The organism is Magnetococcales bacterium (genome assembly GCA_015231755.1).
GTDB lineage: Bacteria > Pseudomonadota > Magnetococcia > Magnetococcales > Magnetaquicoccaceae > Magnetaquiglobus.
On sequence record JADGAZ010000027.1, the window covers coordinates 1 to 21,237 of the forward strand.

Sequence of the window (21,237 nt, forward strand, 5' to 3'; positions counted from 1 at the left end):
GTCGCCACCAGAACCGTCACCTTCTCCGTCACCGATTCCAACTCCAATGGCGAAGGGGCCGGGGCTTCCACCACCAGCGCCACGCGGGATATTGTTGTCCAGTCAGTCAACGACGCACCCACCTGGAACGGGACACCATTGCCCACCCCCATGGGCCGTGAGGGGGAACAGATCACCTTTGCCGTGACGCCGAATTCGCTGTTTGCCGACGTGGACAGCCCAAATTTGACCTTTTCCGTGGGGGCTTTGCCTGATTTTCTGCAATTTGATCCCACAACCAAAAGTTTCACTGGACTTCCCGGCACCGAGGACGTTGGCAAGCATACAATCTCCATCATCGCGACCGATGAAGCCGGGGCCACGGCCACGGTGGTGATTGAGTTGACCATCGAGGCAGCCACACCGGTTGCAGCGCCCCCGGTTGTGGCGCCTCCCACGGTAGAAACGACACCGATTGTGACTCCACCCACGGTAGCCGTGCCCCTGACTCTTCCAGAGAGCGCACCGGTTGAACCCGTGGTCGCATCCACGGCTCCCGCCGATGATTCAGCATCCTCCAGTATCGGCCAGGGACCGGATTGGCTGGGCATGGCCGGTCAAACCTCGGGGGGCGCCACAGCCTTCGATTTTTCCACGCCCAAGGATTCGGAACATCTGTTGGATGGCAGCCATTTCATTCCCGATCCACCGCAAGACCAAGCCGTTAGCAAGGGTGCCACCGCGGAATCGTTTGGCTTCACGGAACAGGCCCAGGCGCTTGGAAAAGGACTTACAGGTTCCGACGAAAACACCCTCTTTTCACAATCGGAATGGAATGAGAATTTCCAGCACGAAGGAGTGGAAACCGCGCAACCGGTAATTTCCGGCCCCAGAAGGATGGATCTGAAAATCGGCACCACGCTGCGGGAATCCGATGCCCAGGTCTTCACCCCTCCCATTTCGGATGCCGATCAAAAAAGCAAACGTGGCATCATGGGTTACGGGGTCACCGAGGGCAAAAGTCCCGAGCGCGGCATGCTGGGTTTGACCAGCCAGTTGAATGCCCATGGGGCCAAACGGTTCTTCTCCGAATTGCAGGAGTTGTTGGGAACGGTCCAGGAGAAAAAGGATTAACGGCACATTTATTGCTTAAGGATGAGCAATCATTCTCTTGCCATCCTCAGCGAAATGCCATGAACTTTTCTCCACTGCTGACGGGGAACCGCCGTTTTCCACTGCGCCACGGGTTGGCGTGGATCGGCATGGTGATGTGTGGTTGGGCCATGGCTGCGGATGGACCATCCAATCGCCAGGAAACACCGCCATCCATCGCACACACGTTGACGGAAATTCGCGCCTATCTGGTGCCCCGCACCCAAACCACGCTTTCGTCCCAGATCGACGCCGCGATCCAAACGCTTCCGGTCAAAGAAGGCGAGACCTTCGCAACCGGAGCCACCCTGGTGACCTTCGATTGCGCCACGCTGACAGCCCAACTCAACAAGGCGCGTACCGTCTTGCAGGCCGCCAAAGAGAAAAATCAGGTCATGCAACGGTTGGCGCAACTGCATTCGGTAGGCACCTTGGAGGCGGATGCCAGTCGGGGGGAACAGTCACAGGCCGAGGCGGATATCAAGTTTCAGGAAACCCGTTTGCGCGGATGTCGTATTCAGGCTCCCTTTGCCGGCAAGATTGCCAATCTGCTGGCGCGTGAGCATCAATACGTCACACCCGGGCACCAGTTGATGAAAATTCTCGATCATCGCCATCTGGAAATGGAAATGGTGGTTCCCTCCCGCTGGCTGACCTGGCTGAAGACCAAAGAACGTTTCACGATTCACATCGACGAGACCGGCAAGAGCTATCCGGCTGCGGTGATCCGTGTCGGAGCCGAGGCGGATCCGGTCAGTCAAACCATCAAGATTGTCGGGGAAGCGCTCGGAGAAAATCCGGAACTGCTGCCGGGCATGAGTGGTGTCGCCGTGTTTGCACCGCCGGCGGATGCGACGACGGTTTCACCCAAGACTCATCGAGCCGACTGATGCCGGTTCAAGGGGAAAAACTGATTCTGGGTCTCAGCGCCCTGCTGCAACTGGGAAAACGGGCCTTCGCCACCGAAAACGAAACCGCGTTCGCGTTTCTTGTGGTGAACGAAACCCATCTGATGACCCCCTATCGACAGGCGGTACTCTGGCGTCACGCCGACAAGGGCGCCGGCTCGGTGGTGGCGGTATCGGGTTCCCCGGAAGCCAACACGCGGGCGCCCTACATTGCTTGGCTCACCCGCATCCTGAGTGACGAATCCATCAAAAAACATAAAACCCCGGCCCGTCTGGCCGCTGCCGACATTACCGGGGAGGATGGCGAGGCATGGGAGCAATGGTTTCCCGCCCATGCCATATGGGTCCCGTTGATCACCGGACTCGGCAATCGTCTTGGAGGTTTGCTGCTGGTTAAGTCGGTCCCCTGGACCGATTCGGAAATCAAACTGCTCGCCAAACTGGCCGACTCCTACGCCCATGCCTGGGAGTTGGTCTACAAACGCTCCCAGGGGCATGGCCTGCTGTGGAAACCGTTGGTCCTGTCGCGTCAGAATTGGTTCCGCTGGGCACTGGGGGCGACGGTGGTTCTGATCTTTTTTCTGCCGGTGCGGCAATCGGCACTGGCGCCGGCCACGGTCATCGCCTTGGATCCCGCCGTGGTGCGCGCACCGCTGGATGGGATTGTGGAACGGATTCACGTCACGCCCAACCAAGAGGTCAAAAAAGGGGATCTGCTCATCTCGTTGGATGGATCGATCCTGCGCAGCCGGCTGGAGGTGGAAGAACGCACCCTGGCCATGCTGGAAGAGGAGTTCAAACAGATTCTCAAGCTGGCGGTCACGGATCCGGAAAGCCGGGTCCAGAAGAGAGTTCTGGAAAAGAGCCTGGAAAAACAAAATGCTGAAACCCACGGGGTCCGTTTGCAACTGCAACGCCTGCAAGTCTACGCCTTTCGAGACGGGGTGGCCTTGTTCAACGATGTCCACAGTTGGCAGGGCAAGCCGGTGCAGGTGGGGGAACACATCATGGAGATCGCCGATCCCGCCTCTTCGGAGCTGGAGATCCGGTTGCCGGTGGGGGATGCCATGGCCATGGAACCGGACGCGACCGTGACCCTCTACCCCAATCTGGATCCCCTGACCACCTGGAACGGCAAGGTCACCCAAATCGCCTACGAGGCGCGGGAGCTGGAAGGCATCCTCTGCCACGCCATCAAGGCCCGCTTTGATCCGGACGCGCCCCTTCCCCGGATCGGTCTGCGGGGCACGGCCAAGATCCACGGCCAAAAAACCACCTTGTTCTATTATCTGTTCCGTCATCCACTCACCTTGTTGCGGCAACGGTTGGGGCTGTGATCGACCCTGCGATTGACAGTGGCCGCCCGCCGCCGTTGCGCGAGGAGCTGCATCTTTTTCCCGGACCCACGTCCAAGGACGGCTCTCCCACCTGGACCTTGCGGGATCCGGCCACCAATCAATTTTTCCGGATCGGCTGGCGGGAGTTCGAGATTCTGTGTCGCTGGCGACGGGGCGCACCGGCCCGCATCGCGGAGTTGGTCTCCACGGAGACCACTCTGGAAACCACAACCGAAGATGTCCAGGAGTTGGTTCGGTTTCTCCTCGGGGCCAACCTGCTCCGTCCCCAGGGGGAACGGGGGTTGGCGCGGCTGAATCAACTGGTGGCCTCTACCCGACTCTCCTGGTTTCAGCATCTGCTGCACGCCTATCTGTTTTTTAGGATTCCGCTGTTCAATCCGGATCGGTTGTTGAAAAAGGGTCTGCCCTGGGTGGCCTGGGCCTTTTCCCGCTCTTTTTTTGTGGCCAGCGGGGTGGCGGGCGTAATCGGACTGCATTTCATCACCCGGCAATGGGAAATCGCCATGGCCACCTTCAGCGAGACGGATCTGCTGACCGAGGTGATGTTCATTTCCCTGGCCATGATCCTGACCAAAGCCATTCATGAACTGGGACACGCCTTTTCCGCCGTCCGAAACGGCTGCCGCGTGCCGACCATCGGGGTGGCGTTTCTGATGTTGTTGCCGGTGTTGTACACCGACACCAGCGAAGCCTGGAAACTGGCTTCCCGACGACAACGTTTGGTGATCGCCTCGGCTGGCATCGTCTCCGAACTGTTGTTGACCGCCTGGGCATCGCTGATTTGGGGCATGCTGCCCCTTGGCGGAACCAAGGATGCAATTTTTTTCATTGCCACGGTCAGTTGGATCTCGACTCTGCTGCTAAACGCCAGTCCGTTTTTGCGGTTCGACGGTTATTATCTGCTGTCCGACTGGCTGGATATCGAAAATCTCCACGAACGGGCGGGTCGTCTGGGACGCTGGAAGTTGCGGGAGTGGCTGTTGGGTCTGGGAGCGCCCTTCCCGGATGCCGCGCTGTACGATCGACGCACTTTTTTGATTCTGTTCGCGTGGGTGACCTGGATCTACCGATTTTTTCTCTATCTGGGGATTGCCCTGGCGGTTTACCACCTGTTTTTCAAACTCCTTGGGCTCATTCTCATGAGCGTTGAAATCGGATGGTTTCTGGTCAAACCGATCTGGGGAGAGTTGAAAGCCTGGATGCGACCGGAAACCCGGGTGCGCCTGAACAGACAGGTTGTGCTGTTTGTGACCCTGGTGGCCGGATTGATCGGCCTGATGTTGATCCCCTGGAAAGATTCGGTCCATGCTCCGGCCTTGTTGCAACGGGAGCGGCATGTCACCCTGCACGCCCCGGTGGCGGCACGGGTCGCGGAGCGTCTGGTTCGGGAAGGGGATCGGGTCAAGCAGGGGGATCTGTTGGTGCGTCTGGTCTCCGAGGATCTGGAAAACCAACGCCGGATCAATCAATCCCGCATCGATCTGTTGTCATGGAAACTGGCGTTCCGGGGGGGGACTCCCGCTTTGCTGAAACGTTCCCCCGTCACCGACAAAGAGCTGGCAATCGAATGGACCCACTGGCGGGAGTTGACCCGACAGCATCAACAATTGAGCATCACCGCGCCCTTCGACGGCTGGGTCGCCCAGGCCGGACGGGAGGTGCAACCCGAAGTGTGGGTGGCGGGAGGGGAAATCATCCTCACGTTGACCGACCCGGCCTCATGGCGGGCGGTGGCGTATGTGCGGGAGATCGATCTGCCCCGGGTCCGGTTGGGAGCCTCGGGGCTGTTCATCCCCGAGGGAATCGACTGGGAGCCGATCACAGGACAGATCACCTCTTTGACGGCGACGGGTTCCACCGCCATGGAAGAGACTCCGCTGTTCACCCAACACGGTGGCACGATTCCGGTACGACGGGACGCCCAGGGACGCTGGATTCCCACCACCGCCTTGTACCGGATCGAATGGCATCCGGACCAGAGCTTTTTCCCGCCTCCCCACCAGTTGCGCGGCACGCTTTTTCTGGAGAATCATGCCGCCGAAAGCCTGTTGTCGAGGCTTCGGCGACTGGCACTGGAAATCCTGATCCGAGAAACCGGTTTTTGATCAAACCGGGAATCACTCAGGCAGACACTCAGGCATAGGTACACAGATAGGCCGTATCCACCGCCACCTTGAGCTGAAACTTGGTGTTGGCCTCGACCACAAAACTTTCAAAGGGTTGAAAGGTCTGCCAATCGTCGCGACCCGGCAGCTTGACTGTCAACGCGCCGCTCACCACGGTCATGGTTTCCAACTGACTGGTGCCGAACTCGTACTCTCCGGGCACCATCACCCCCACGGTGGCGGGCAGGGTTGCGGTCTGAAACCCGATGGACTTGACCTGGCCACCAAAATATTCGTTCACCTTGAGCATGCTGCATGTCTCCAAAAAGACCAACCCATGAATGATAAGTTCCGGACACCTGACCAAGCCACCGGACCACAAGCAAACCACCGCGTGTCGCACACGGCAGTGTGACGCAATTCACACTACGGCACAGGTTGCAAAACCACCCGTCGATTCTTGGCCCGTCCGGCTTCGCTATCGTTGGAGGCCACGGGTTTGCTCATGCCCAGCCCGATGGCCGTCATCCGGTCAGCGGGGATGCCGTGTTCCACCAGATACTCCAGCACCGACCGCGCCCGTTTTTTCGACAGCGCCTCGTTGTAGCCCGGCGAGCCGACATGATCGGTATGGCCCTGAATCTCGATTCGCACCGCAGGGTTATCCACCAGCACCCGCGCCACCGCATCCAGCTCCGGATGGGAGGCGGGATCGAGTTCGTGACGGCTGGACTGGAACAACAGGTTCTCCAGCACCCAGCAACCGACATCATTCACCTTGGCGCCTTTCGGGGTGTCGGGGCATTGATCCAGTTCATCGCTCACCCCATCCCCATCCGCATCCAGGGGACACCCCTTTTCGTCCACCTGCACACCGTGGGGGGTTTTAGGACACCGATCCAGATCGTCCGTGACGCCATCCCCGTCACTGTCCAAAGGACACCCCTTCGGGTCCACCGGAATCCCTTTGGGGGTGGCGGGACACTGATCCAATGTGTCCTTGACCCCGTCGGAATCCGCGTCATTCAGGTCCGCACAAAAATCCACCGCCCCCCGATGATAACAGGGCGCTCCCCGGACCATGGACTCCAGCACCGTGGAAGATCCCTCCACCTTGAGTTCCTCCTGGTGGATCTGGGGGGCGCATCCAGCCACTCCCCCCGACAGCGCCACGACCGACATCCACACGACCAAAGGGGAACCCATACCGATTCTTTTCAACGACATGAAACGCCTCCCATGGGCACGCATCACCTACCTCCCCGCTTGGGACCAACCCATGGCGGTGCGCTTTTTACATTGAAAGTCGATGCGTTATTGATTATTCTATGCAAGTGATCTTCCGCACAATCAAACACTGCAATGCAAGAGGATTCCAATCCACCCCCCTCTTGTTTATCCATCCTTTGGACCGCCGGCCAGTCATTCAAAATGCGCAAAACCAACAAACTGCTACTCGTTCTGGGCACGATCTGCGTTCTGAGTCTGATCGGCACCTATTTCGCCCGGCACCAACTGACGGCCAACAGCAAACAACCACCACTTTATATCACAGTGGCCGGAAACACCACCGATAACGCACCGGATCCCCTGATGGACTCCATGCACAACGCGGCGGAGCTGGCCATCGAGCATTTCGGGCAGTCATCGCGCATGCCGGGCCGACAGGTCGTTCTGGAAAAGAAAACCGGCTTCGACACCCCGGAATCGGCCCAAAAGGCGGCCCGCGAAATCGCGGAACGAAACCAAAGCGCCGTGGTGATCGGCCACTGGCCCACGCCTGTTCTCAAGGCCATGGGACCGATCTTCGCCCAGGCCAACATTCCCGTGGTTTCCCTCTCTTCGGAACACCTCACCGACGCCGAAGAACGCCAATGGCTCTACCGCATGGTCCCCACGGTGGAAAACCAGGCCCAATTCCTAGGCAACTACGCCCGCAACGTGATCGGCGAGAAAATCGTCACCATCATCCATGACGACTCCACCTTCGGTCAGGCGATGATGGAAAACTTTGAAAAAATCTATCTGCTTTTCGGGACCAAAATCCACAAAAAACTCTCCATCTCCCGCGACGCCCCCGACAAGGAGGCCATCCTCGACCAGTTTGCCAAGGAAATCAAAGACAGTCAGGACGGCAGCGCCATCCTGCTGGGCCTCAACATGAAGGATGCCGCGATCTTCCTGAAAAAGGCCCGGGATCGCAAAGCCCGCAATCTGGTCATCGGGCCCGATCTGCTCGCCACTTACGCCTTTCGGGCCACGCTGCAACAGACCGCCGGTTCTCAACTCACCACGGCGGATTATACCAATCAACTGATCGTCTCCACCCCGCTGCTCTTCGACACCGCCAATCAGTCCGCGCAACGCTTCAAGAACCAGTTCGGCAACCGCAACGGCGGCAAATCCGCCGACTGGATCAGCGCCTACGCCTACGAAACCACCCAGGCGCTGCTCAACACCGTGGCGGAAAGCTGGAATCCCGATGCCGAGGTCAATACCACAACCGACCGACAAAAAATCGGGACGGCGCTCTCTTCCATTTTCAGTCTTGCCAACGACAAACAGAGCCTGACCGATGGCAATCTGTTCGGCGGACAGGGAAAAAACACCAAGCCCATTCTCGTGGGTCGCTACAGCGGCGAAAATCTGGTCTCGGCCTTGACCCAGCTCCATCCCATCAAGGAATCGATCCAGCGCAGCGGCACCACCAATTATCTGGAAGAGCTGCAACAAGGTCGCATGCTTTTCGTCAACGACCGCTTCATGTACAAGACCAACGTGGTCTATACCGGTTTCGAGGTGACGGAAATCTCCGATCTGAACATGGAGAAGAACACTTTTTCCATGGAATTCTTCCTATGGTTCCGCTATCGCGGCACGTTCAATCCCGAGGCCATCGAATTCGCCAACGCCACCGAAACCATCGAACTCAAAGAACCGGCGGAGTCGATCATCAAGGACGATATTTCCTTCAAGCTGTTCAAGGTCAAAGGGAAATTCAACATCGACCACCTCGACACCAAACGTCCCTTCGGCAGTCACGTCATTGGCACCTCCTTCCGCCACAAGACCTTGAACCGCAACAACGCCCTGTTCGTGGTGGACATTCTGGGCATGGGACTGGAGACCAACAAAACCGTCCTCGACATGGTGGGCAATCCCCAGGTCATCAGTACCAATCTGGGCTGGAAGGCCGATCAGGCCTGGATCTCCCAGGAACGCTTCCTGGCCAGCTCCTTGGGCAAACCGGCCTATGTGGGCTTTGGCACCGCCGAACCGGAGTTCTCCCGCATCGACTTGGGCATGATCATCAGCAAAGAGGAGTTCGCCGCCCGGGATTTCATTCCCTACGAATATTTCATTTATCTGGGAATCTTCGGTCTGATCGGCCTGATCTTCGCGCTCGGGGTGGACGCCAATACCCAGGGGGCTTTCTGGAAGATCACCTCCTGGTCCCTGCGGGTCACCTTCTGGCCCATCTTCCTGATCTCCTTCGGCAACCTGTTTCTCGACTACGCCTATCAACAACTCCCGCCACATCTGACGGAATATTTCCTGCTGGGCTACAAAGTGCTTTGGTGGCTCATTCCCGCCATGCTGACCACCATGGCCCTGGAACGGTTTCTGTGGGAACCCCTGGAACGACACGCCAATCGGGCCATTCCCAAGGTGATCCGCAACATTGGTGCCTTTCTGATCTACCTGCTGGCCGGATTCGGGATCACGGCGTTTGTCTTCGACGAAAAACTCACCAGTCTGCTGGCGACCAGCGGTCTGATCACCATGATCATCGGTCTGGCGGTGCAATCCAACATCGCCAACATCTTTTCCGGAATCGCCGTCAATGTGGAGAGGCCCTTTTCCGTGGGCGACTGGTTGAAGATCGGACCCAACGAAGATGCCCAACTCATCGACATCACTTGGCGCACCATGCGCTTGCGCACCCGGGAGGGGTTGATCCTGAGCATGCCCAACGCCAAGGCCACGGAGATGCTCATCATCAACTACAGCCACTCCAAGGAGACGGAACGCACGCTGCTGATTTATGTCTCGCCAACCCATGATCCCCAATGGATCAAGGAATTGCTGGTTCGGGCCATGGTGCAGTCCGAGTTGCGCGCCGACCGGATGCCCGAGGTGGAATTCCATGGAATCATCAATCAGTTGAGCCGCTGGGTAGCCAAGTACGAGGCCATTTACTGGATCAAGGATCACGTTTCCATCGATAAAACCGAAGCCGAAATGTGGGAGTTGATCTGGAAGTTGTTCAAAGAAAACGGCATTTCCCTGGCCCCCGAAACCGCTCCCCCGGTGTCGCCCGAAATCCTGCACGCCCTGCTGTTGCTGGAACAGGCCAAAAGCGCCGATGCGGACGACTCCGAAAGCGAACAGGAACGCAAAGACCAGGATGACCAGCAACAAGAAGGAGACAAAGCGGATGCAGACAAAAACAATCAGGGGTAGGATCGTGGGAATGCCCCGTGCATCCAATACCCGTTCTTCCCGGATCGCCGGTCTGCTGGCGATGTTTTGTCTTCTCGCCAGCCCCCTGTCCGGCCTGACGGCGGAGGCTCCACGCCAATCGACCAAACCGGAATCCCCACAGCAATCGACCAAACCGGAGTCCGGTTTGGCCACCCTGCTCCACGAAGTGACCGCGCAACACGAACGCATCCTGAAAACCAAAGCCAAACTGGAAGCCGCCGAACACCGTGCCCGGGAGGCCCTGGGGGATTGGTATCCGGCTTTGGATCTCACCGCCTCCACCGGTGGCGAGCGCCAACTCAAAGAGGCCACGGATGATACGTCGCTGCAATACCGGGAAATGGATGTCAAACTGACCCAGCGGATGTGGGATTTCGGCAAAACCAACAGCAAAATCAACAAGGCCGCCCAGGCGTTGGAAAAGGCCCGCGCCAACCATGACGCGGCCCTGATCAAACTGATTCTGGATGGCGCCAAGGCGGCCTTGAATGTGGTCAAAAACCGCGAAGCACTGCAACTGGCCAAAAAGGCGGAACAAAACATTCTGGATCAAGCCCAACTGGAAAAAAAACTGATTGCCGCCGGCGCCGGCATGGGCACGGACCTGTTGCAGGCCAAAGCCCAGCACGCTGCCGCCGAAACCCGTACCATTCGCGCCGAAGGGGCGTTGGTGAAGGCGGAAAACGAATTCCGCAAGCTGTTCAAACGCGAAATGAAGACCCCGTTGCCTCTGGACGGCCTGGAGGCCCATCTGAACGGCATCCAGCCCAAGGATTTACAAGAGGCCATCCAGACCGCCCTGACCAACAACGCCGAAAGCCGCGCGGCCCGCATCGACGTGCAAATCGCCCGGGAGGAACTGGGACAGACCCGTGGGGAAAAATATTTCCCATCCATGAACTTCGAGATGGAACACAAATGGCAGGACAACATGGCGGGCATCGAGGGACGCAAAAACATCTCGACCGCCGGGGTCAAGCTGAACATGCCCCTCAATCTGGGTCTGACGGCCATCAACACGGTGGAAGCCAGCCGCCTGGAACTGGTCGCCGCGGAAAACCAGTTGAACGACACCCTCAACAGCTCCGAAGAAGAGGTCCGCAACGCTTGGCAGGAGTTGATCACCCTGCGGGCCATCGCCATCACGCTGGACCGTCAGGCGAAAATCTCCGAGGGCTTTCTGGAACTGGCCCGGGAGGAACGCAAGCTGGGCAACCGCTCGCTGCTGGATGTGCTGTCCGGAGAGACCTCCCTGATCAACGCCCAAAGCGACGCGGCCTCGGCCAAGATTGATGTGTTGATCGGCATGATTGCCCTGCTCAAAAGCACCGGACAACTGGATCTGGGACTGTTTGCCGCCGCCGCGCCGCCGTCGGCATCCCGATGAACCACGACAAGCGGCAGGAGTCGTGAAAGAACTGTTGCGACGTTTGCTGGCCCATCCCCTGCTCGCCCTGGAGCTGGGTCTGGCCTCTTTGTTGGCCAATGGGCTGGCTCTGGCCTCTCCCCTGTTCGTCACCCAGGTTTTGAACCGCTATGTGGCCAGCGGGGTGGACGCCACCCTCCTGACCATGACCGCCGGGGTGATCCTGGCCATTGTGCTGGAATTCGCCTTCCGTCAAGCCCGCTTGCGACTGGCCTTGTCCATCGGCCTCCAGCGGGACCGGGATCTGACCACCGGAGCGTTGGGCATTCTGACCACCGCCCGGGCCGACCCCCTGCTGGCCCGACCCGCCGCGCAACGCCGCGAGATCCTGCGCGCTCTGGGCATCCTGCGCAGCGCCTATTCCGCCTCCAATCTGGTGGCGATTCTGGATGCGCCCTTTTCCCTGCTTTATCTGGGGGTGCTGACCCTCCTGAGTCCTCCCCTGGGGCTGATCGCGTTGGGATTCGTGATCCTATTGTTGACCTTCGGCGGAATCCGCAACCGTTTGACCCGCAAGCCGTTGCAACGGTTGAACGACATCCACGTGCAAAAAGAGGCGGCAACCCACACCCTGTGCGGACGAATCGACACCATTCGCGCCTTTGGCGGGGTGGCCTGGGTGCGACAGCGCTGGCAACGGTGGCACGAGGAGGGAGAAACCCTCCAACGCCATCTGGAAAACCGTCAGGGGGTATCCCAGGGGGTGCAAAACGCCTTGCAGGCCCTGATGTCCGTGGCCATCATCGCCGTGGGGGCCAAACTGGCGGTGGCCGGGGAGTTGCAGGTGGGTACCCTGATCGGGGCCAACATTCTCGCTTCCCGGGCCATGGGACCACTGCTGAGACTCGGCCCCCTGAGCGATCTGCTGATCCGCGCCGAACAGGCCTTGACCCAATTGGAACAGTTCGCCTCCCTGGCGGTGGAACGGGACTCCGGCGCGGTACTCAAGGAGTACCGGGGAGGGCTGGAACTCAAGGATCTGGCCAAAAGCCTGCCGCCGGCCCCGTTGCCGGTGTTCGAGTCGTTGAGTCTGACCCTGCCCCCTGGTGGGGTGCTGGCGGTTTCCGGGGACGACGGGTCCGGGAAAACCGTGTTGGCCCGCCTGCTGGTGGGACTGGCCGATCCGGATCGGGGACAGATTCTGGCGGATGGGGTGGATATCGGGCAACTGAGTCCCGCCTGGTGGCGTCGCCAACTGATCTATCTGCCCCGGGATCCGGAATTTCTCGACGGCACGGTGCGAGAAAACCTCACCCGTCTGGATCCGCAAGCCACACCCGACGCGCTGAATCGGGCCATCACCGCTGCCGGTCTCGCCCCCTGGCTGGACGAAACCCCCCGAGGACTGGAAACTCCCCTGGTGGATGACGGTCACACCCTCAGTCCGGACCTGCGCAAACGACTCGCCCTGGCCCGCGCCCTGATCGGTGGAGGCAAACTGGCGATCCTCGATGAACCCACGGAACACCTGAACGCCAAAGGAGTGCTGACCCTCTACGCCCTGTTGCGTCAGTTGTCGTTGCAGGGCACCACCCTGGTGGTGCTGACCAACGATCCCACCTTGCTGCGGGCCGCCTCGCTGGTGCTGGATTTGAACCAGAAACCCAAACCCAAACTCATCAGCCGGGTCGCCACGGATCCGGCCCCCGACTCCCCGGTGGACATCCCATGACCCCCCCCGGCTCCGCTTCCGTCTCCCCGCCCCACCCGACGGATTCGGGCACCCGGCTGTTTCTGTGGAGCTGCATCGTCGGGGTGAGTGCCTTTTTTCTCTGGGCCAGCATCGGCACGCTGGACATCATCAGCCTTGCCGTGGGCGAGGTGATCCCCTCGTCCCAGATCAAAAGCCTGCAACACCTCGAAGGGGGCATCGTGCGGTCGGTGCTGGTCCACGAAGGGGATACGGTGACCGTGGGACAGGACTTGGTCATTCTGGAAGCGGTCCGCAACGAATCGGAAGTCAAAGAGTTGCAGGCCCGCATCACCGCGCTGGAAATCCAGGCCATTCGCCTGCGTACCGAACTGGCCACCCCTCCCGGCGCCCAAACCACGCTGGAGATTCCGGAATCCCTGGCGCAACGCTCCCCCCGGGAAGCCCAGGAGATGCGCGACCATTTCACCACCCGTCAAAAACGGCTGCTGGAACAACAAGCCATTCAACAATCCTGGATCACCCAACGGGATCAGGAAATCAACGAAACCCGTTCCCAGATCCACTCCAGTCAGGAACTCCTGAAACATCTGTCCGAACAGGTCGGCATCAGCGAACAACTGATGCAAAAAGATCTCTCCAACCGCATGAAACATCTGGAACTGCTCAAGGAGTCCACCCGACTCAAAGGGGTGATCGCCGAAGCCGAAGCCCGTCAGAAACGGCTTCAGGGAGCCTTGCGGGAAGGGGAACAACGTCTGGCCACCATCCATACCACCTTTCTGGAAGAGGCGGGCAAAGAGTTGTCCGTGGTCACCGGCACCATCAAGGAGTTGACCCAACGGCTGGACAAACTCGATGACGCCTTGCGCCGCACCGTGTTGAAAGCTCCGGTGGATGGCGTGGTCAAGACCATTCATGTCCACACCGTCGGCGAGGTGGTGATGCCGGGAGGCTCGCTGCTGGAACTGGTGCCCTCCAACGATACGTTGGTGATCCAGGCCCAACTGCCCATTCAGGAGATCGGTTTCGTGGTCGCAGGCCAAAAAGCGATCATTCGGCTGGACTCCATGGGCAGCAACGGCTTCGACAAACTGGTGGGCACGGTCATCCACGTCAGTCCGGACTCACTGGTGGACAAGAAGGGAATGCCCTATTATCTGGCGCGCATTCAAACCGATCGCAATCATTTTACCGGTCAGGACGGAATCCATCACCCCTTGTTGCCGGGCATGCGGGTTCAATGCGCCATCGTCACCGGAACGCGTACCATGCTGGCCTATCTGATCGGTCCCTGGTTCACGTCCATGGACAACGCGTTGCGTGAGCGTTAAGCTTACTTACATATTCAAGGATGCACCTTCCTGAAACGAAAGCATCCATTCCACGCCCAACCTCTCTCGATCAGGAGGCACAACAGAGATGTCCGATCAAGATACCGAAGAACTGAAACGACTCGCCGCCGAACAGATCTCCGCCGGCCACATGGATCAAAACCGCTTGGATGCCATGAAAAGGCTGATCCTCGCCGATGGTGCCATCGATGACACCGAGGTCTCCATCCTGCGTGACATGATCCTGAAAACCCGTCCCGGAACCGCTCACGCGGTGTTGCGATCAGAAATCGAATTTTTATTCGCGCTCAACGAAGGCACCATCGGTAATCGCAACGACGAAGCCTGGAAAAGCTTTTTTATTTCTGCCGTGGCCGCTCACGTCTTCAAGGATGAATCCTCGGAAGAAGCCATCGACGAAAACGAAGCCATCTGGTTGATTTCCATGATCGAACGGGACAAACAATACGATCCCAACGAAATCGCCTTGCTGGAATATCTGCAAGATCACGCCACCGATATTCCCACCAGTGTCAAATTTCGACTCGGCATGATTCTCGCGCTGACCTAGCGTATGTTTTTCCTCTTTGATCCTTCGTGCCAGGAAGAGGGCCACCATGCCCAATGACGACACTCTGCCAGAGACCATCCTTGCCGCACCGCACCACCGACCGGCCCCGCGGGTCATCTCCCCACCCGAGGAGACCACGCCCCTCACCCCCGGGCAACGCATCCAGTCCTCCATCACCTATGAACTGGATTCCAAAATCGGCACCGGCGGCATGGGAGAGGTCTACAAAGCCAATCTGTTGACCAATCTCGGCACCTCGGAACAGGTGGCCCTGAAAAAAATCCGGACCGATCTGGCCCTTTCCCAGGGGGAAGACCCCCAGGAAATGCTGGAACGGTTCCGTCGCGAAACCTCCATCATCGCCGAACTCAACGGACATCCCAATATCGTGGGATTCCGCGGGGCCGACATCATGGAAGGGTCCACCCATGCCAAGGATCTGTACTTCGTGATGGAGTATGTCCACGGCTTCGATCTCAAACAGTTCATGGCGCTGCACCGCATCACCAACAAAAACATCGCGGCCGGCAAGGCGTTGATGATCCCCAACGAATTCGTCGGATTCATCTTGTTCCGGGTGGCCAATGCCCTGCATCACGCCCACACCTTCCGGTTCTCGAACGGCTCCCGGGGCATCGCCCATCTGGACCTCTCCCCCGGAAACATCCTGATCAACTCCCAGTTCGGATTGATCAAAATTTCCGACTTCGGCATTGCCAGCAATCTCGAAGACCTGCGCCTCAAAATCGCCAAAGGCTATTTCCTCGGCAAACCCACCTACATGGCCCCTGAACTGATCCTGCAAAACCGGGCCAATACGGCGGATTTCACGGTGGATTTCTACAGCCTGGGGGTGATCATCTATCAACTGCTCACCGGCATCAATCCCAATCGGATTCCCGGATTCAACCTGGTGCGCAAAGAAAAAATCGCTGACACCATCGCCGAATTCCAAAAACGTCCCCTGATCCCTCCCCATCAAATCGCCAAGGGGGTGGACGAAGCAATTTCCGCGATTGTCATGACCATGATGGAATACAAACGGGAGAACCGTTACTCGTCGGCACGCAAAATCCGGGATATCATCGGTCAGGCCATCTACAAACGGGGCTACGGTCCCACCGATCACTCCTTCGCCCTGTATCTGACCAAACTCAAAATGTTGCAGATGGTCCACATGCAAAAAGATCCCATGGGCAACCTGGAGATGCGCAGACTCGGTCGCCGGGAGTACGATCACAAAATGTTGGAAGTTGTCGAAGTGTTCGAGGATGAGGCCGAGCCGCTGTGGCTGCACGGCGACGCCATCAGCCAGTTGGCGGACGGCAAGAATCCCTGTCGAGCCTGATCATCCGGCCTTTTGGGCCGGGATCGTGTCGGGCGGGATCCTGGCCGTGGCCGCCCGAGATTCCACCGCCATCTCCGGCGGGTGAAACGTGGAGTGGTCAGGTTCAACCATGGGCCGTCTGAACCGTGGAGTGGTCAGCCATGGGGTCTGGCCAGACGGGATGATGCCCCGGATCATCCGGATGCTCGGAATCCACCCGCCAATCGGTCCGCGGATTCTCCCCATGATCCGGGACAAAGGCCGCAACCCCGACCTGGGCGCCATCCCCCTCTCCCCCATGGACGGCCCCTGTCTCCCCCAGAATCAACGCGCCAAAATTCACCTCTTTGGGCGCTTCCACGGGAGTCACATCGACACGGGACTCAACAGGCGTAACTCCCTGGGGCAACGGCGCGATCCACACACCACTCTCCTTCGGCGCCGGTTCGATCGACACATCACTCCCGGTTGACGCCGACCCGGATGAAGCCACCTCGCGGGAATCGAAAAAGGAGAAAACCACCTCCGCCATGGTCCCCTTTTCTCCGTCCACGGTCTGGAAGGTGGCATTGGCCGTAACCTGATTCCCTTGCAGTTGCGTCACCTCGGGCCGACTGCCCGACACCCCCAAAGAAACGATCCCCAATTCACCCAAAGCGTGCAACTCCCCGGCAGAAGAGACGCCATTCTGATCGCCATCGAGCCATACCTGAAGCCGGCTGAACCCCTCATCCAACCCATCCACCTGACCATCCCGATTCCCGTCCAGGGTGGACAGGGCATGCAAGCTGGAATCCGCGCCGGGAACCAGATATTCGGAGACCAACTCCCCGATTCCATCGATCCGGCCATCCCCATTGACATCCATCACCAACAATCCATCACCCGGGGCAATCCACCCGGTCTGATCGGACAGACCATCAGCGTTCATATCGAAGGCCACCCCCTGCTCCCGGGAGGTCAATTGAACGCCATTGTGATCCAGATCCAATACCAACGGATCGCCCGACACACAGGTCACGGTGAGCGTATACGTGCCCGACGAACTGCCATAGCCTGCGGCAGATGCATAATAATTGCCGGTGTAAGACGCGGTATAACTCAGCCTGGAGTTCAGACCATCCCCACTATCATCATCGAATCCCAATTGACCCCCTGAACTGTTATAAAAATAAAAATAAGAGTCACTGATTGTTCCTTTGCCGGTTGGCTGACCTTCCAGATCAAACCGGTAGGTGCTGCCACTTTGCAAAGCCACCAGAAACCAATCCGAATCCCCGCCGGAATCCACCGTGCCCGTGACGGAACTGCCCACTTTGATCGAAGCCGCCGTGCTGGTATTGCCTTGAATTTCCGTGCCAACCGATGCCGTGGCGCTGCTGACCACGCTTTCCGCCGTGCCGTGACCATCCGTGTAACTGGCGGTCACGGTGACGGTCTTCCCGGACTGGGACGAGGTCAAGACAAAACTGCTGCCGGTGCCGATGTTGGTGCCGTTGGCCTTCCATTGATAGCTGACGGTATTCATGCCATCGGCATCCGACAGGGTATTGGAGGCCGACAGGGTGTAACCCACATACGGGTTTCCCGAAATGAGGACACTGCCCGTCGGCGCATCGTTGAGATTGGCCACACTGGCGGTGGCGCTGCTGGTGGTGCTTTCCGCCGTGCCATGACCGTCGGTATAACTGGCGGTCACCGTGATGGCCTTGCCCACCTGGGCCTCGGCCAACACCAGGGTGGAACCCGTGGCACCCGCGATCGCCGTTCCTGCCGCCTTCCATTGATAACTCACCGTCCCCAGACCATCCGCATCCGTCAACGTGTGAGAGGCGGTCAGGGTCTGGCCCTGGGTGACGGTGCCGCTGATGGTGACACTTCCCGTCAGGGGGTCGTTGACATTGGCCACACTGCCGGTGGCGCTGCTGGTGACGCTCTCCGCCGTGCCGTGACCATCGGAGTAACTGGCCGTCACCGTGATGGCCTTGCCCACCTGGGCCTCGGCCAGCACCAGGGTGGAACCCGTGGCACCCGCGATCGCCGTGCCTGCCGCCTTCCATTGATAACTCACCGTCCCCAGACCATCCCCATCCGCCAACGTGTGGGAAGCGGTCAGGGTCTGGCCCTGGGTGGCGGTACCGCTGATGGTCACACTCCCCGTGGGGGCGTCGTTGACATTGACCACGCTTCCGGTGGCGCTGCTGGTGACACTCTCGGCGGTGCCATGACCATCGGTATAACGGGCGGTCACCGTGATCGCCTTGCCCACCTGGGATTCGGTCAAAACAAGGGTCGTGTTGGTGGCATCCGTGATCGCCGTGCCATCCGCCTTCCACTGATAACTCACCGTCCCCAGACCATCCACATCCGCCAACGTGTGGGAAGCGGTCAGGGTCTGACCCTGGGTGGCGGTGCCGGTGATGGTCACACTCCCGGTGGGGGCGTCATTGACATTGGCTACGCTTTCGGTGGCGATGCTGGTAAGACTCTCGGCAGTGCCGTGGCTATCGGTATAACGGGCAGTCACCGTGATGGTTTTACCCACCTGGGATTCGGTCAGAACAAGGGTCGTTCCAGTGGCCTCCTCAATCGCTACCCCACCCGCATTCCATTGATAACGCACGGTTCCCAAACCATCTCCATCCGCCAACGTGTTGGATGCGGTCAGGGTCTGACCCTGGGTGGCGGTGCCGGTGATGGTCACGCTCCCGGTGGGGGCGTCGTTGACATTAAGCACCGCGCCCGTGGCGCTGCTGGTGACACTCTCGGCGGTACCATGACCATCGGAATAACTGGCGGTTACCGTGATGGCCCGACCTACCTGGGATTCGGTTAAAATAAAAGTCGTTCCTGTCGCTTCCTCAATCGCCACTCCATCCGCATTCCATTGATAACGCACGGTTCCCAAACCATCTCCATCCGCCAACGTGTTGGATGCGGTCAGGGTCTGACCCTGGGTGGCGGAGGTGCCGGCAATGGTCACGCTCCCGGTCGGGACATCATTGACATTGGCCACCGCATCCGTCGCAATGCTGGCGATACTTTCCGCTGTGCCATGACCATCGGTATAATGAGCCGTCACCGTGATGGCTTGACCCACCTGGGATTCAGTCAAAAGAAAAGTCGTTCCGGTCGCCTCTTCGATCGCCACCCCATCCGCCTGCCATTGATAACTTATGGTTCCCAAACCATCCTCATCCGCCAGGGTGTGGGAGACGGTCAAGGTCTGGCCCTGGGTGGCGGTGCCAGAAATGGTGACACTCCCGGTGGGGGCATCGTTGACATTGGCCACACTGTCGGTTGCACTGCTGGTGACGCGCTCCGCCATGCCATGACCATCGGAATAACTGGCGGTCACCGTGATGGCTTGGCCCACCTGGGATTCGGTTAAAATAAAAGTCGTTTCAGTCGCTTCCTCAATCGCCACTCCATCCGCATTCCATTGATAATGCACCGTTCCCAAACCATCCTCATCCGCCAAGGTGCTGGAGACGGTCAGAGTCTGACCCTGGGTGGCGGTGCCGGTGATGATCAAAGTACCGGTCGGATCGTCGTTGACATTGGCCACCGTCTCGGTCGCGTCGCTGGCGATACTTTCAGACGTGCCATGACCATCGGAATAATGAGCCGTCACCGTGATGGCTTGGCCCACCTGGGATTCGGTTAAAATAAAAGTCGTTCCAGTCGCCTCCTCGATGGCCGCACCATCCGCCTGCCATTGATAACGCACGGTTCCCAAACCATCCTGATCTGCTAGGTTATGGGAAGCGGTCAAAGTCTGGCCCTGGGTGGCGGTGCCGGTGATGGTCACGCTCCCCGTGGGGGCGTCATTGACATTGGCCACCGCATCCGTCGCGTCGCTGGTGACGCTTTCACCGGTGCCATGACCATCGGTATAACGGGCCGTCACCGTGATGGCCTTACCCACCTGGGTTTCCGTCAACACAAAGGTCGAACTGGTCGCCTCCTCAATCGCCACACCATCCGCATTCCATTGATAACCCACGCTCCCCAATCCATCCCCATCCTCCAGGGTGTGGGAAGCGGTCAGGGTCTGACCCTGGGTGGCGGTGCCGACAATGGTCACGCTGCCTGTGGGGGAGTCGTTGCTGTTGGTCACTCCCGTGGTGGCGCTGCTGGTGACACTCTCGGCGGTGCCATGACCATCGGTATAACGAGCCGTCACCGTGATCACCTTGCCCACCTGGGTTTCCGTCAACACAAAAGTCGGATCGGTCGCTTCCTCGATGGCGACACCATCCGCATTCCATTGATAACGCACACGCCCCAATCCGTCGTCATCCGCCAGGGTATCCGAAGCGGTCAGGGTCTGACCCTGGGTCGCCGTACCCGCGATGGTGACACTCCCGGTGGGGATATCGTTGATATTGGCCACCGCAGTCGTGGCACTGCTGGTGAGGCTTTCGGCGGTGCCATGACCATCGGTATAACGGGCTGTGACCGTCACAACCTTGCCCACTTGGCTTTCCGTCAACACGAAGGTAACGCCAGTCGCCCCGGTGATCGCCGTGCCATCCGCCTGCCATTGATAACTCACCGTCCCCAGACCATCCCCATCCGCCAGGGTATTGAAAGCGGTCAGGGTCTGGCCCTGGGTGGCCGTGCCGGCAAGGGTGACACTACCCGTGGGGGCATCGTTGAGGTTGGCCACACGGCCAGTCCCACTGCTGGTGAGACTCTCGGCGCTACCGTGACCGTCGGTGTAACGGGCCGTCACTGTCATCACCTTGCCCACCTGGGATTCGGTCAAGACAAAAGTCGATCCCGTGGCACCCGAAATCGCCGTGCCATCCGCCTGCCATTGATAGTTCACCGTCCCCAGACCATCCAGGTCCGCCAGGGTGTGGGAAGCGGTCAAAGTCTGGCCCTGAGTGGCGGTGCCGGCCAGGGTGACCGTTCCCGTCAGAGGGTCGTTGACAT

At 59.2% G+C, this 21,237-nt stretch carries 13 protein-coding genes; 10 read left to right on the forward strand and 3 right to left on the reverse strand.

Annotation, left to right across the window (positions count from 1 at the left end; all coding sequences use genetic code 11):
- From HQL98_14870 to HQL98_14885, 4 genes are all read left to right on the forward strand, one after another.
- Positions 1-1,113: hypothetical protein (locus HQL98_14870; GenBank protein ID MBF0273329.1), on the forward strand; the 1,113-nt coding region annotated here is incomplete at its 5' end.
- 59 nt (positions 1,114-1,172) lie between these two features.
- Positions 1,173-2,021, forward strand: a complete 849-nt coding sequence (locus HQL98_14875) for an HlyD family efflux transporter periplasmic adaptor subunit (GenBank protein MBF0273330.1) — start codon at positions 1,173-1,175, stop codon at positions 2,019-2,021.
- A complete protein-coding gene (locus HQL98_14880; GenBank protein MBF0273331.1) occupies positions 2,021-3,376 on the forward strand; it encodes an HlyD family efflux transporter periplasmic adaptor subunit in 1,356 nt (451 codons plus the stop codon). Before HQL98_14875 ends, HQL98_14880 begins: the two co-directional genes overlap by 1 nt.
- Positions 3,373-5,502, forward strand: a complete 2,130-nt coding sequence (locus HQL98_14885) for a biotin/lipoyl-binding protein (GenBank protein MBF0273332.1) — start codon at positions 3,373-3,375, stop codon at positions 5,500-5,502. Before HQL98_14880 ends, HQL98_14885 begins: the two co-directional genes overlap by 4 nt.
- A gap of 28 nt (positions 5,503-5,530) precedes the next feature.
- Here the strand turns inward: HQL98_14885 and HQL98_14890 are convergent, their stop codons facing one another.
- Together HQL98_14890 and HQL98_14895 are read right to left on the reverse strand one after the other, a co-directional pair.
- Positions 5,531-5,812, reverse strand: a complete 282-nt coding sequence (locus tag HQL98_14890) for a pyrimidine/purine nucleoside phosphorylase (GenBank protein MBF0273333.1) — start codon at positions 5,810-5,812, stop codon at positions 5,531-5,533.
- A gap of 116 nt (positions 5,813-5,928) precedes the next feature.
- Positions 5,929-6,729: an OmpA family protein gene (locus tag HQL98_14895; protein ID MBF0273334.1), complete on the reverse strand. Its 801-nt coding sequence runs from the start codon at positions 6,727-6,729 to the stop codon at positions 5,929-5,931.
- Positions 6,730-6,933: 204 nt separating this feature from the next.
- Here HQL98_14895 and HQL98_14900 point away from each other — a divergent pair, with 204 nt between their 5' ends.
- From HQL98_14900 to HQL98_14925, 6 genes are all read left to right on the forward strand, one after another.
- Positions 6,934-9,966, forward strand: coding sequence for a mechanosensitive ion channel (locus tag HQL98_14900; GenBank protein ID MBF0273335.1), 3,033 nt, complete (start codon positions 6,934-6,936; stop codon positions 9,964-9,966).
- Between the two features lie 10 nt (positions 9,967-9,976).
- On the forward strand, positions 9,977-11,374 hold the full coding sequence (locus HQL98_14905) for a TolC family protein (protein MBF0273336.1): 1,398 nt from the start codon (positions 9,977-9,979) through the stop codon (positions 11,372-11,374).
- A gap of 22 nt (positions 11,375-11,396) precedes the next feature.
- Complete coding sequence (locus tag HQL98_14910; protein MBF0273337.1) at positions 11,397-13,085, forward strand: ATP-binding cassette domain-containing protein; 1,689 nt, start codon at positions 11,397-11,399, stop codon at positions 13,083-13,085.
- Positions 13,082-14,398, forward strand: coding sequence for an HlyD family type I secretion periplasmic adaptor subunit (locus tag HQL98_14915; protein ID MBF0273338.1), 1,317 nt, complete (start codon positions 13,082-13,084; stop codon positions 14,396-14,398). The genes HQL98_14910 and HQL98_14915 overlap by 4 nt, the downstream gene beginning before the upstream one ends.
- 88 nt (positions 14,399-14,486) lie before the next feature.
- Positions 14,487-14,969, forward strand: a complete 483-nt coding sequence (locus tag HQL98_14920) for a hypothetical protein (protein MBF0273339.1) — start codon at positions 14,487-14,489, stop codon at positions 14,967-14,969.
- A gap of 46 nt (positions 14,970-15,015) precedes the next feature.
- Positions 15,016-16,317 (forward strand): serine/threonine protein kinase, encoded by a 1,302-nt coding sequence (locus HQL98_14925; protein ID MBF0273340.1) that lies wholly within the window; start codon positions 15,016-15,018, stop codon positions 16,315-16,317.
- Positions 16,318-16,420: 103 nt separating this feature from the next.
- On the opposite strand, the gene HQL98_14930 is transcribed toward HQL98_14925, so the two are convergent.
- Positions 16,421-21,237, reverse strand: a 4,817-nt coding sequence (locus HQL98_14930; protein MBF0273341.1) for a hypothetical protein, incomplete at its 5' end; no start/stop codon positions are given.